Origin of the sequence: Micromonospora cathayae (assembly GCF_028993575.1) — a bacterium.
GTDB classification, from domain to species: Bacteria; Actinomycetota; Actinomycetes; order Mycobacteriales; family Micromonosporaceae; genus Micromonospora; species Micromonospora cathayae.
Window position 1 is genome coordinate 2,459,820 of the sequence record NZ_CP118615.1, and the last position, 13,021, is coordinate 2,472,840.

The following is a 13,021-nucleotide window of genomic DNA, read 5'->3' on the forward strand; positions in this document are numbered from 1 at the left end:
GTGGGGGTGGGAGGCGGGGCGGCATAGGGTTGCGGGATGCGGGAGAGCACTGAGGCGGCGGCGGGCGCACCGGACGCCGGGACGGACACGCCACCGACCGCCGTGGGCGGCGCACCGACCGACCCGCCACCGACCGTCGCAGGCCAGTCAGCGGTCGACGTACCGACCGGCCCGCCACCGGCCACCGCAGCCGACGTAGCGGTCGGGGTGCCGGCCGACCCGCCACCGGCCACCGCAGCCGACCCGGCCGTCGGCGCGGCAGCCGACCCGGCCGTCGGGGCGGCGGTGACCGCCGCAGCCGTGCGGAGGGCGCTGCATCGGGCCGCCACCGGCCGTGCCCTGGACGCCGACGAGGCGACGGCGCTGCTCACCGCCCGAGGCGAGGCGCTGGACGAACTGTGCCGGGTCGCCGGTGGCATCCGGGACGCCGGGCTCCGCGACGCGGGCCGCCCCGGCATCGTCACCTTCTCGAAGAAGGTCTTCATCCCGCTGACCCGGCTCTGCCGGGACCGCTGCCACTACTGCACCTTCGCCACCGTCCCGCACCGGCTGCCGGCCGCCTTCCTGGACCGGGACGAGGTGCTGGCGATCGCCCGGGAGGGCGCGGCGCTGGGCTGCAAGGAAGCCCTGTTCACCCTGGGTGACCGGCCGGAGGAACGCTGGCCGGCGGCCCGGCAGTGGCTGGACGAGCGGGGCTACGACTCCACCCTGGACTACCTGCGCGCCAGCGCGGTGGCGGTGCTGGAGGAGACCGGCCTGCTGCCGCACCTCAACCCGGGGGTGCTCTCCTGGTCCGAGCTGTACCGGCTCAAGCCGGTCGCGCCGAGCATGGGGATGATGCTGGAGACCACGGCGACCCGGCTCTGGTCGGAGCCGGGCGGCCCGCACTTCGGCTCGCCGGACAAGGAACCGGCGGTCCGGCTGCGGGTGCTCGACGACGCCGGCCGGGTGGGTGTCCCGTTCACCACCGGCATCCTGATCGGCATCGGCGAGACCCTCGCCGAGCGGGTGGACGCGATCTTCGCGATGCGCCGGGCGCAGCGGGAGTACGGCCACCTCCAGGAGATCATCGTCCAGAACTTCCGCGCCAAACCGGACACCGCGATGCGTGGCATGCCCGACGCGGAGTTGCACGACCTGGCCGCCACGGTGGCGGTGACCCGGATCCTGCTCGGCCCGAAGGCCCGCGTCCAGGCCCCGCCGAACCTCATCGCCGGCGAGTACGAGCTGCTGCTGCGGGCCGGCATCGACGACTGGGGCGGGGTGTCCCCGCTGACCCCCGACCACGTCAACCCGGAACGCCCCTGGCCGCAGCTCGACGAGCTGGCCAAGCACACCGCCGCCGCCGGGTTCACCCTGCGCGAGCGGCTGACGATCTACCCGGAGTACGTCCGGGCCGGTGACCCGTGGCTCGATCCGCGGCTGCTGCCGCACGTCACCGCGCTGGCCGACCCGGCGACCGGGCTCGCCGTGGAGTCGGCCCGCCCGGTGGGGTTGCCCTGGCAGGAGCCGGAGGAGACCCACGGCGGGCGCACCGACCTGCACGCCAGCATCGACACCACCGGCCGGACCGGGGACCGGCGCGGCGACTTCGACAGCGTGTACGGCGACTGGTCCGAGGTGGCCGGGCGGGTCGGGACGCCGACCACCGGGGGAGAAGCGGGGGCCGGGCGGGTCGGGGCGGGAGCCGCCGCAGGCGGGGGAGACGCGGAACTGCGTACCGGACTCCGGCTGGCGGCCGACGACCCGGCCGCGCTGCTCGACCCACGTCACCGCGACGCGGCGCTGGCGCTGTTCGGCGCGGACGGCGCGGCGCTGGACGCGCTGTGCCGGCTCGCCGACGACGTACGCCGCGACACCGTCGGCGACGACGTCACCTACGTGGTCAACCGCAACATCAACTTCTCGAACGTCTGCTACGTGGGTTGCCGGTTCTGCGCGTTCGCGCAGCGGGAGCGGGACGCCGACGCCTTCCGGCTCTCGGTGGAGCAGGTGGCGGACCGGGCCGAGGAGGCGTGGGCGGCCGGCGCGACCGAGGTCTGCATGCAGGGCGGTATCGACCCGAAGCTGCCGGTCACCGCGTACGCCGACCTGGTCCGGGCGATCAAGACCCGGGTGCCGGGCATGCACGTGCACGCGTTCTCGCCGATGGAGGTGGTGACGGCGGCGGCGAAGGCCGGGGTGAGCATCCGGGACTGGCTGACGCAGTTGCGCGAGGCCGGCCTGGACACCATCCCGGGCACCGCCGCCGAGATCCTCGACGACGAGGTGCGCTGGGTACTGACCAAGGGCAAACTGCCCACCTCCGCCTGGGTCGAGGTGGTCACCACGGCGCACGAGCTGGGCATCCGGTCCAGCTCCACGATGATGTACGGGCACGTGGACCATCCCGCGCACTGGCTGGCGCATTTCCGGGTACTGGCCGGCGTGCAGGACCGCACCGGCGGGTTCACCGAGTTCGTGGCCCTGCCGTTCGTGCACACGAACGCGCCGATCTACCTGGCCGGTATCGCCCGCCCCGGGCCGACCTGGCGGGAGAACCGGGTGGTGCACGCGATGGCCCGGTTGCTGCTGCACGGCCGGATCGACAACATTCAGTGTTCCTGGGTGAAACTGGGTGACGAGGGCACGGTGGCGATGTTGCGGGGCGGCTGCAACGATCTGGGCGGCACCCTGATGGAGGAGACGATCTCCCGGATGGCGGGTTCCGGAAACGGTTCGGCGCGTACCGAGGAGCAGTTGCGGGCGATCGCCACCGCAGCCGGTCGGCCGGCCCGGCGACGCACCACCGCCTACGGCCGCCCGCGCTGATCCGTCTGTCCGTCCGGGCCGGCCCGGACGGCACCGCTGTGTTCCGGCCCGGCCCCGAAGGTGGCTGGTCTTCTCCGGATCGCCCCGAGGGGCCCGGTCTTCTTCCGACCGGCCCGGAGGTGGCCGATCCTTTCCGGACCGGCCCGGGACGCGGCTGATCTTCTCCGACCCGGCTCGGAGGTGGCCGATCCTTTCCGGACCGGCCGGGAGGCGGTCGATCCTTTCCGGGCCGGTCCGGAACCGCCGGTACCGGGATGCCGGCGTTCCCCCGGCCTCCCGTGTTCCGCAATTCCCGCCGTCGGGACGGCGGCCGGGTTGGCATCGACCATTCCGATCTGCCGGATAGGATTTATACCGTCTGGTGGGACAAGGGCTGCGAGCCGGCCGGTCTCGTCGCAGAGCACCGCGCTGGCCGGTTGATCCGCCTCCGATCAGTGTCGTTTCTCGCCCGGACGGAGCCTCTCGGGCCCGTTCCGTGCCCAGTTTCGTCCACATAGTGGGCGATGCTTCCGTGCCGCCCGGGGCCCGACGGGCGGTCCTGCGGAAGTCGCGTTAACCTGTGCCCCACCAAGATCGTTTGATCTTGGGTGCGGGCTCTCCGGCCGTCCTCCCGGTGGTGCGCTCCGGGTCGGACGGTGGAGCGCCACGGGAGAAATCTCGGACAACTCGCCGGAGAGGGCGTTACTCCTCAGGGGTCTGAATCGATAGGGCAGGTTGCGAGGGCCGGGTGGCCCGGATGGCGGCCCGGTGGCGTGTCGGGAGGGCGACTCCAATATCAAGTTCGGCTTGACGGCGCACGCATTACACGCGTGTAATTTGAATGGGGTTGTCTACACGGAACGCAGCAAATCGGTACCGGAGGGACAAACGCGCCTTTCCGCGTGGGGGTTGCAGCGGCGATGACGCCGGTGCGCGACAAGGAGGCATCTGATGGACGGCCAGCTTGAGGTGGCCGACCTGCTCGGAAACGCGCCGGAGTGGCAGGAGCGGGCGCTGTGCTCGCAGACCGATCCGGAGGCGTTCTTCCCCGAGAAGGGCGGCTCGACCCGCGAGGCGAAGCGAATCTGTTCCCGCTGCGAGGTGAAGACGGAGTGCCTGGAGTACGCGCTCGGCCATGACGAGCGGTTCGGGATCTGGGGCGGCCTCTCCGAGCGGGAGCGCCGCAAGCTCAAGCGGCGGGTGGCCTGACGTTCACCGTGCCGGGCGGAGGGGGCCGCCCGGTGCGGGCCCCGCGCCGTTGGTCCGTCCCAGCCGGCGGCCTGTCCGAGCCGGCGGATCTGACTTCGCCGGTGGCCTGTCCCCGCCCGGTGGACCGGGACCAGACCCGGCCCGGATCGTCCAACCTTCAGGCCAACTCGTCCGGATCGACCCCGAGCAGATTCGCGACCTGCTCGATGATGACATCGTGGACCAGGTCGGCGAGATCCTCCCGGTCCATCGCGCGGAACTCCAGCGGACGCCGGTAGAGCACGATCCGCGGCGGAACCTCCTGCCGGCCGGGACGCCCCGGCAGCAGCCGGGCGAGCGGCACCTCCCCGTCCTCGAGCACGTCGGAGTCGTAGACGTTCAGGTCCGGCGGTACGTCCTCGACGGCGAACTCGACCCCGGCCAGCTCCTTGGCGAACCGGCGTTCCAGGGTCTCGACGGTGTCCAGTACGAGATCGTCGAACACCTCCGCCTTGGTCCGCGCCAACGGGACGGTCGCCGGCACCAGCCGCCCGCGCAGGCCGCGGCCGTGCCGGTCGCGGCGCACCCGCCGACCGGAGCCGGGGCGGCGGTGTTCCGGACTGGTCATGAGGACAGGTTAGACCCCATCCCCGCTGGCCTGCCGTTCCGACGTTCCCGGGCGCGCCGATCGGGCACGTCATGCCCCTTTCCGGCCGATCCGGTCCCGACGGACCACGGGCCCGACGGTCGAATTGTGATCTCGGTGACGGGCGTGTCGTAGCGTGAACCGGTGCGGCGGACCCGGTAATGGAGATACCCTGCCGCCGTGAGGTCAACTCGGCGCTGCTCCCGAAACGGCTGCCCCCGGCAAGCGGTCGCCACATTGACCTATGTCTACAACGAGTCGACGGCTGTCATCGGGCCGCTGGCGGCCTTCGCCGAGCCGCACACGTACGACCTGTGCGAGCCGCACGCCCGGAACCTCACCGCGCCGCGCGGCTGGGACGTGGTCCGGCACGAGGGCGAGTTCGAGCCCCCGCCGCCCACCACCGACGACCTGGTGGCCTTGGCCGAGGCGGTCCGCGAAGCCGCCCGCCCGGCTCCCCGTCCCCCGCAGGACGCCCGCCAGCCGGACCACTCCCCGCAGTCCCAGCCCACCGGCCGCCGCGGCCACCTCCGCGTAATCCCCCCCACCCACTAGCTCCCCCTCCCCCCGGCCCGCCCGGCCCGCCTCCGGGCCGCCCCGCCCCGCCCCGTTGATCATGAAGTTGTTGTCACCGTGCCCGGCGTGTCGTGGCACTAACTTCATGGTCAACAGGGAGAAACCGGGGTGCGTGGGGCGGGGGGAGAGCGCGGCAGGGGGTTAGAGGAGGGACCAGGCTTTGGTGAGGACGGTGCGGAGGATCTGCTCCATCTCGTCGAAGTGTTGCTGGTCGGCGACCAGGGGTGGGGAGAGCTGGATCACCGGGTCGCCCCGGTCGTCGGCGCGGCAGTAGAGGCCGGCGTCGAAGAGGGCGTGGGACAGGAAGCCACGCAGCAGCCGCTCCGACTCGGCGTCGGTGAACATCGGTCGGGTCGTCTTGTCCTTGACCAGTTCGATGCCGTAGAAGTACCCGTCACCCCGGACGTCCCCGACGATCGGCAGGTCGAGCAGCTTCTCCAGGGTGGCGCGGAACGCCGCCTCGTTGGCGCGTACGTGGCCGTTGAGGTCCTCGCGGGCGAACACGTCCAGGTTGGCCAGGGCCACCGCGCAGGACACCGGGTGCCCGCCGAAGGTCACCCCGTGGGCGAACATGCCGGTCTCGGTGAGGAACGGCTCCATCAGCCGGTCGCTGGCGATCATCGCGCCGAGTGGTGAGTACCCGGAGGTGAGGCCCTTGGCGGTGGTGATGATGTCGGGCTGGTAACCGTACCGGGTGGCCCCGAAGTACTCGCCGAGCCGGCCCCACGAGCAGATCACCTCGTCCGAGACGAGCAGCACGTCGTACGCGTCGCAGATCTCCCGGACCCGCTGGAAGTATCCGGGCGGCGGCGGGAAGCAGCCGCCGGCGTTCTGCACCGGCTCCAGGAAGACCGCCGCGACGGTGTCCGGCCCCTCCCGTTCGATGGCGCGCTGGATCTCGTCGGCCGCCCACCGGCCGAACGCCTCGGGGGAGTCGCCGTGTTCGGGGGCCCGGTAGAAGTTGGTGTTCGGCACCTTGATGCCGCCGGGCACCAGTGGCTCGAAGTCCACCTTCAACCCGGGCAGGCCGGTGATCGACAGGGCGCCCATGGAGGTGCCGTGGTAGGCCAGGTACCGGCTGACCACCTTGTGCTTCATCGGCTTGCCGACCCGCTTGAAGTAGGCGCGGGCCAGCTTCCAGGCCGACTCCACCGCCTCGGAGCCGCCGCTGGTGAAGAAGACCCGGTTCAGGTCGCCCGGGGTGAGCGAGGCGATCCGTTCGGCCAGCTCGATCGCCCGGGGGTGGGCGTACGACCAGAGCGGGAAGTAGCCCAGCTCCGCGCCCTGCTTCGCGGCGGCCTCGGCCAGTTCGGTCCGGCCGTGGCCGGCGTTGACCACGAACAGCCCGGCCAGCCCGTCCAGGTAGCGGCGGCCGTGGGCGTCCCAGATGTACGCCCCGTCACCCCGCACGATGGTCGGCACCTCCCCGTCGGGGTAGCTGGCCATGCGGGTGAAGTGCATCCAGAGGTGGTCGGTGGCGTTCGCCATGGCAGGGCCCCATCGAGTCATGGGCCGGCGAGGGGTGAGCCGGCCGCACTGCCCCGGTTATCGCATACCAGGGGCCGGAAGTGCAAGGAATCAGAAGGGCAGGATGAGAAAGGCAACGAATTCCGTAGCAGGTGGGGCCCTGGGGCGGGGGGACGTCCGGTGCGTCCCGGGGGACATCTGTGGTGGTGGCGGGGGTGCGGTCGCGGATCACCCAAGGTGATGTCTAGGGTGCGGTGCGTGAGAGTGAAGCGGCCTGCGGGCAACGAGGCGTTGCGGGTGGCGATGGCGAGAGCCGGTGAGACCGCCGAGTCGCTCGCCGGGCGGGTCGAGGTCGATCCGAAGACGGCGGGGCGGTGGGTGGTCGAGGGGCGGGTCCCGCACACGCGTACCCGGGTCGCGGTGGCGGCCGTGCTGCGCTGTGATCCGGCCGACCTGTGGCCCGAGCCGTACCGTCGCCGTGATCTGGCCTGGTTCCGGCCGTGGGTGGAGCTGGAGCAGGAGGCGACCTGTCTCCGGACCTTCGAACCATTGCTGGTGCCGGGACTGCTCCAGACCGAGGGGTACGCCCGCGCGCTGCTGCGCACCGGCAACCTGCTGCCACCGGCCGAGATCGAGGAGTTGGTGGCGGGCCGACTGGCCCGGCAGGAGGTGCTGTGCCGGGACGCGCCCCCGCAGGTGGTGGCGGTGATCGAGGAGGCGGTGCTGCGGCGGCGGGTCGGTGATCCGGCGGTGATGCGCGAGCAGCTCCACCATCTGGCTGACGTGGCCGGGGAGCCGCACGTCCAGGTGCGGCTGATCCCGGCGGACGGCCCGTGGCACACCGGCCTGGCCGGGCCGTTCGTGCTGGCCCGGATGCCCGATTCGCGGGAAGTGGCCTATCTGGACAATCAGCTTCGCGGTGAGCTGGTGACGGATCCGGACGACGTGGCTACGCTGGGCCGAAGGTGGGAGAGCATCACCGGTGAGGCGTTCCCGCGTCGCCGGTCGGTCGAGCTGATCAGGGAAGTGGCGCAGGCATGGACGTGACGACCTCTGCCCGGTGGCGGACCGCGACCCGCAGCAGCAACAACGGCGGCAACTGTGTCGAGGTGGCGGACAATCTGCCGGGTCGGGTGCTGGTGCGGGACAGCAAGGACCGTACGGGTGGCACGTTGACCTTCTCCCCGGCGGCCTGGCGCGTCTTCGTCGCCGCCACCCGGGCTCTCTGAAGCGCGACGCCACCCGGGCTCTCTGAAGCGCGACGCCACCTGATCATGGCGGCAAAGTGCCCCCTCGTGGGCCGTTTCCCACCACGATCGATCAAGCAGGATCAGGCCGTACCCCAGGTGTAGGTCTGTTTGCGGAGTTTGAGGTAGACGAAGGCTTCGGTCGAGACGACGCCGGGCACGGCGCGCAGCCGTTGCAGGATCTCCAGCAGGTGGTCGTCGTTGCGGCAGACCACCTCGGTGAGCAGGTCGAACGATCCGGCCGTGATCACCACGTAGTCGACCTCCTCCAGTTCGGCGAGGCGGTCGGCGACCCGTTCCAGGTCCCCGTCGGTACGCAGGCCGATCATGGCCTGGCGGGGGAAACCGAGCTGGAGCGGATCGGTGACCGCGACGATCTGCATCACCCCGGCGTCGAGCAGCCGCTGCACCCGCTGCCGGACCGCCGCCTCGGAGAGCCCGACCGCCTTGCCGATGGTGGCGTACGGTCGCCGGCCGTCCTCCTGGAGCTGCTCGATGATCCGCTTCGCCACGTCATCGAGCAGAGCGTGATGGGATCCCTCACGCACGGTGACCCGGCGGATCGGGCCGTGGCTCTCCGGGTGGCGTTGGGTCATCGTGGATTTCCTTCACGTTAAGCGGCGGTCACTGTTGCGCGGCGATCACCTGGGAGTCTGGCGTAATCCGTGGTCCAGGACCAATGTCGCGACGGAATCCCTTGTACGCAAGGTTTCCGCATGCCAGTATCGGTCGCACCCATCGCACTGGCCCTCCGCCGGCGGACCGTACCCCCTCGCCGACGACGACCCCGAAGGAGCCGTCACATGCGTCGTCACCCCCGGGCGGTCTCCCGGCGTGGCCTGCTCTCCGGCGCGCTCGGCTCGGCGGCGCTGCTCGCCGCCGGTGGCAGCCTGGCCGGCTGTGGCACCGAGGCGGCCACCCAGACCGAGCAGGGGTGCGTCAGCGAGGACCTGTCCGGCAGCGAGAAGAAGCTGATCTTCTCGAACTGGCCGCAGTACATGGACGTCGACGAGGCGGACGAGTCGAAGCGGCCCACCCTGGACGCGTTCCAGACGCAGACCGGCATCCAGGTGACCTACACCGAGGACGTCAACGACAACAACGAGTTCTTCGGCAAGGTGCAGAACCAGCTCGCCGCCTGCCAGGCCACCGAGCGGGACCTGTTCGTGCTCACCGACTGGATGGCCGCCCGGATGATCCGGCTCGGCTGGATCCAGAAGCTGGACGCGGCCAAGCTGCCGAACGTCCAGGCCAACCTGCTGTCCTCGCTGAAGGGCCGGTCCTTCGACCCGGAGAACCGGATCGCCATCCCCTGGCAGTCCGGCCTCGCCGGCCTCGCCTACAACGGCAGCGTCACCAAGGAGATCCGCAGCGTCGACGAGCTGCTGACCCGCCCCGACCTCAAGGGCAAGGTCACCGCGCTCAGCGAGATGCGCGACACCATGGGCCTGCTGCTCCAGGCCAACGGGCACGACCCGGCGAACTTCACCGAGGCCCAGTTCGACGACGCGCTCGCCAAGCTCAAGCGGGCGGTGGACAGCGGCCAGATCCGCCGGTTCACCGGCAACGACTACGCCCCCGAGCTGGCCAAGGGCGACATCGCCGCCTGTGTCGGCTGGTCCGGCGACATCGTGCAGCTCGGCTTCGAGAACGACAAGGTCAAGTTCGTGGTGCCGGACTCCGGCGTGATGCTCTTCTCGGACAACCTGCTGGTGCCGAACAAGGCCACCCACCGGGCCAACGCCGAAGCGCTGATCGACTACTACTACCAGCCGGCGGTCGCCGCGAAGCTCGCCGCGTACGTCAACTACATCTGCCCGGTGCAGGGCGCGCAGGCCGAGATGGAGAAGATCGACCCGGAGCTGGCGGCCAACCCGCTGATCTTCCCCGACGAGTCGATGCTGGCGAAGTCGAAGGTCTTCATGGCGCTCAACGAGCAGCAGGAGAAGACGTACGAGACGAAGTACCAGCAGGTCATCGGGGCGTGAGCGGCAATGGCGACCGAGACACCCGCCGGTGACCTGCGACTCGTCGGCCTGACCCGACGGTTCGGGGTCTTCACCGCCGTCGACGACCTGACCCTCACCATCGCGCAGGGCTCGTTCTTCGCCCTGCTCGGTGCCTCCGGCTCCGGCAAGACCACCACCCTGCGCATGATCGCCGGGCTGGAGGAGCCCACCGCCGGGCAGGTGTGCCTCGGCGACCGGGACATCACCGGGCTGCGGCCGTACCGGCGGCCGGTCAACACCGTCTTCCAGAGCTACGCCCTCTTCCCGCACCTGGACGTCGCCGAGAACGTCGCGTTCGGCCTGCGCCGACGCGGCATCCGCTCGGTCGGGAAGCAGGTCGCGGAGATGCTCGCCCTGGTGCAGCTCGACGGGTACGGCCGGCGTCGCCCCGCCCAGCTCTCCGGCGGGCAGCAGCAGCGGGTGGCACTGGCCCGTGCCCTGATCAACCACCCCCAGGTGCTGCTGCTCGACGAACCCCTCGGCGCGCTCGACCTGAAACTGCGCCGCCAGATGCAGCTCGAACTGAAGCGCATCCAGACCGAGGTCGGCATCACCTTCGTGCACGTCACCCACGACCAGGAGGAGGCCATGACGATGGCCGACACGGTCGCGGTGATGAACGCCGGGAAGATCGAGCAACTCGGCAACCCGGTCGACCTGTACGAGTTCCCGGCCACCGCCTTCGTGGCGAACTTCCTCGGCCAGTGCAACCTGCTCGCCGCCGACGCCGCCGGCCCGACCGGCGACGACGTCACCGTCACCGCGCACGGCACGCGCCACTCGGTGCCCGTCGGCCGCGCCCGCGCCGACCGGGGTCCGGTCCACCTCGGCGTACGCCCGGAGAAACTCCGACTCGCCGGCTCCGCCGACGAGGTGCCCCCCGGACACCAGCACGTCACCGGGGTGGTCAGCGACGCCGCCTACGTGGGGGTGAGCACCCAGTACCTGGTCCGTACCGGCTGGGGCAGCGAGCTGACCGTGTTCGCGGCCAACACCGGCACCGAGGGCCGGTACCCGGTCGGTACCCCGGTGGTGGCGTACTGGCTGCCGGAGCACGCGTTCCTGCTGCCCCGCGCCCCCGGCGAGGCGGACCGCACCACCCCGGTCCTCGACGAACCGGTGGCGGTGCTCCCGTGACGAAGGCACCGTCCGGCCATACCGGCACCCCTCGGGGTCACTACCGCCCGCACCGGGCTGCCGGGCCCGTGCCCGGGGAGTCGGCCGGGTCCGCGTCCGGGAAATCGGCCGCGCCCGGCGAGTCGGCCGGGCCCGCGGCCGGGGAATCGGCCGCGCCCGGGGGGCTGGCGTGAGCGCGCTCGCCCACCTGCCCGGCAGCACCGGCCCGGCCACCGGGCCGGGGTCGCCCCCGCCGGCCCGCCCCGGGCGGCGCCGGCTGCTGCCGTATCTGCTCCTGCTGCCCGGGGCGGCCTGGCTGACCGTCTTCTTCGTGGTCCCGCTGTTCCAGCTCGCCGCCACCAGCCTGTACGACCCGACCGGCTCGCTCGCCACCGGGTACGCGATGAGCTGGGCGTTCGGCAACTACCCGGACGCGGTGCAGGCGTACTGGCCGCAGTTCGGGCGGTCGTTCCTGTACGCCGGGGCGGCCCTGCTGGTGGCCCTGCTGCTCGGCTACCCGCTGGCGTACGCGATCGCGTTGAAGGCGGGCCGCTGGAAGAACCTGCTGCTGATCTGCGTGGTCGCGCCGATGTTCACCAGCTTCCTGGTGCGCACCCTGGCCTGGAAGACCATCCTGTCCGACAACGGGTGGCTGGTCGGGCTGCTGCGGGACGTACACCTGCTCGGGGCCGACGGGCGGCTGCTCGCCACCCCGTTCGCGGTGGTGCTCGGGCTGACGTACAACTTCCTGCCGTTCCTGGTGCTGCCGCTGTACGCGAGCCTGGAGCGGTTGGACACCCGGCTGCTGGAGGCGGCCAGCGACCTGTACGCGGGCCCGGTGCAGACGTTCCGCCGGGTGGTGCTGCCGCTGTCGATGCCCGGCCTGGTCGCCGGGACGCTGCTGTTCTTCATCCCGGCCAGCGGCGACTACATCAACGCCGAGCTGCTCGGCACACCCAACGAGTACATGATCGGCAACGTCATCGACTCGGCGTTCCTGGTCCGGCTGGACTACCCGCAGGGCGCGGCGCTGTCGTTCCTGCTGATGGCGGCGGTCCTCGCGGTGGTCTTCGGCTACCTGCGGCGCAGCGGCACCGAGGAGGTCCTGTGAGCGCGAGGAGTGCAGCGCAGCGGAGCCCCGCAGTCGCGAGCGGTGGGGTCCTGTGATGTCCCGCGCGGGCCGGTGGCTGGCCGACCGGTGGGCGGTCGGGGTGGCGCTGCTCGTCCTCGGCTACCTGCTGCTGCCGGTGGCCGTGGTGGCCGGGCTGTCGCTGAACCGTCCGGCCAGCCGGCTGTCGTACGACTTCCACGAGTTCACCCTGGACAACTGGCGTAACCCGTGCGCCAGCGCCGACATGTGCGACGCGGTGGTCCGCAGCGTGCAGATCGGTTTCCTCGCCACGGTCGCCTCGACCGTACTGGGCACGCTGATGGCGTTCGCCCTGGCCCGGCACCGGTTCCGTGGCCGGTCCACGGTCAACGTGCTGATCTTCCTGCCGATGGCCACCCCGGAGCTGGTGATGGGGACGTCCCTGCTCGCCCTCTTCGTCTCCGCCGGGGTGCCACAGGGCTTCTGGACCGTCGTCATCGCGCACGTCATGTTCTGCGTGTCGTTCGTGGTGGTGACGGTGAAGGCCCGGCTGGCCGGTATGGACCGGCGGCTGGAGGAAGCGGCGATGGACCTCTACGCCAGCGAGTGGCAGACGTTCCGGCGGATCACCCTGCCGCTGGCGCTGCCCGGCATCGTCGCCGCCGCGCTGCTGGCCTTCTCCCTCTCCTTCGACGATTTCATCATCACCAACTTCAACGCCGGCACCACGGTCACCTTCCCGATGTACGTCTGGGGCGCCGCGCAGCGGGGAATCCCGCCGCAGGTCAACGTCATCGGTACTGCCATGTTCGCGATCGCCCTGCTGCTCGTCCTGTTCACCACCATCCGTACGTCCCGTTCCGTTCGGCGCTCACTGTCGGGTTAGGTGTTC

12 protein-coding genes are annotated in these 13,021 nt (G+C 71.2%); 9 read left to right on the top strand and 3 right to left on the bottom strand.

What is annotated here, in order from left to right; translation table 11 throughout:
• Positions 1 to 36: 36 nt before the first annotated feature.
• Both PVK37_RS11350 and PVK37_RS11355 read left to right on the top strand, forming a co-directional pair.
• Positions 37 to 2,811, top strand: coding sequence for a bifunctional FO biosynthesis protein CofGH (locus PVK37_RS11350; RefSeq protein WP_275033818.1), 2,775 nt, complete (start codon positions 37 to 39; stop codon positions 2,809 to 2,811).
• A 930-nt stretch (positions 2,812 to 3,741) separates the two neighbouring features.
• The gene (locus PVK37_RS11355) at positions 3,742 to 3,999 is read left to right on the top strand and encodes a WhiB family transcriptional regulator (protein WP_088980572.1); all 258 of its coding nucleotides are present in this window, start codon (positions 3,742 to 3,744) and stop codon (positions 3,997 to 3,999) included.
• Between the two features lie 157 nt (positions 4,000 to 4,156).
• On the opposite strand, the gene PVK37_RS11360 is transcribed toward PVK37_RS11355, so the two are convergent.
• On the bottom strand, positions 4,157 to 4,606 hold the full coding sequence (locus tag PVK37_RS11360) for a metallopeptidase family protein (protein WP_275033819.1): 450 nt from the start codon (positions 4,604 to 4,606) through the stop codon (positions 4,157 to 4,159).
• A 198-nt stretch (positions 4,607 to 4,804) separates the two neighbouring features.
• On the opposite strand from PVK37_RS11360, the gene PVK37_RS11365 reads away from it, so the two are divergent.
• Complete coding sequence (locus PVK37_RS11365; RefSeq protein WP_275033820.1) at positions 4,805 to 5,179, top strand: DUF3499 domain-containing protein; 375 nt, start codon at positions 4,805 to 4,807, stop codon at positions 5,177 to 5,179.
• A 162-nt stretch (positions 5,180 to 5,341) separates the two neighbouring features.
• Here PVK37_RS11365 and PVK37_RS11370 read toward each other — a convergent pair whose 3' ends face one another.
• Positions 5,342 to 6,688 carry an aspartate aminotransferase family protein gene (locus tag PVK37_RS11370; protein WP_275033821.1) on the bottom strand — a complete coding sequence of 449 codons (1,347 nt, stop codon included), beginning with the start codon at positions 6,686 to 6,688 and terminating at the stop codon, positions 5,342 to 5,344.
• A gap of 282 nt (positions 6,689 to 6,970) precedes the next feature.
• Here PVK37_RS11370 and PVK37_RS11375 point away from each other — a divergent pair, with 282 nt between their 5' ends.
• Positions 6,971 to 7,714 carry a DUF5753 domain-containing protein gene (locus PVK37_RS11375; protein WP_275035084.1) on the top strand — a complete coding sequence of 248 codons (744 nt, stop codon included), beginning with the start codon at positions 6,971 to 6,973 and terminating at the stop codon, positions 7,712 to 7,714.
• Positions 7,705 to 7,896, top strand: a complete 192-nt coding sequence (locus PVK37_RS11380) for a DUF397 domain-containing protein (protein WP_275033822.1) — start codon at positions 7,705 to 7,707, stop codon at positions 7,894 to 7,896. The genes PVK37_RS11375 and PVK37_RS11380 overlap by 10 nt, the downstream gene beginning before the upstream one ends.
• Positions 7,897 to 7,997: 101 nt before the next feature.
• On the opposite strand, the gene PVK37_RS11385 is transcribed toward PVK37_RS11380, so the two are convergent.
• The gene (locus PVK37_RS11385; protein WP_275033823.1) at positions 7,998 to 8,510 is read right to left on the bottom strand and encodes an Lrp/AsnC family transcriptional regulator; all 513 of its coding nucleotides are present in this window, start codon (positions 8,508 to 8,510) and stop codon (positions 7,998 to 8,000) included.
• A 207-nt stretch (positions 8,511 to 8,717) separates the two neighbouring features.
• Between PVK37_RS11385 and PVK37_RS11390 the strand changes: the two genes are divergently transcribed.
• The 4 genes from PVK37_RS11390 to PVK37_RS11405 all read left to right on the top strand — a co-directional run bounded on the left by PVK37_RS11390 (position 8,718) and on the right by PVK37_RS11405 (position 13,015).
• Complete coding sequence (locus PVK37_RS11390) at positions 8,718 to 9,902, top strand: polyamine ABC transporter substrate-binding protein (RefSeq protein ID WP_275033824.1); 1,185 nt, start codon at positions 8,718 to 8,720, stop codon at positions 9,900 to 9,902.
• 6 nt (positions 9,903 to 9,908) lie between these two features.
• Entirely contained in the window at positions 9,909 to 11,060 is a 1,152-nt protein-coding gene (locus PVK37_RS11395) for an ABC transporter ATP-binding protein (RefSeq protein ID WP_275033825.1), read from the top strand.
• A 169-nt stretch (positions 11,061 to 11,229) separates the two neighbouring features.
• Positions 11,230 to 12,150, top strand: a complete 921-nt coding sequence (locus PVK37_RS11400; protein ID WP_275033826.1) for an ABC transporter permease — start codon at positions 11,230 to 11,232, stop codon at positions 12,148 to 12,150.
• A gap of 55 nt (positions 12,151 to 12,205) precedes the next feature.
• Positions 12,206 to 13,015, top strand: a complete 810-nt coding sequence (locus PVK37_RS11405) for an ABC transporter permease (protein WP_275033827.1) — start codon at positions 12,206 to 12,208, stop codon at positions 13,013 to 13,015.
• Positions 13,016 to 13,021 lie beyond the last annotated feature (6 nt).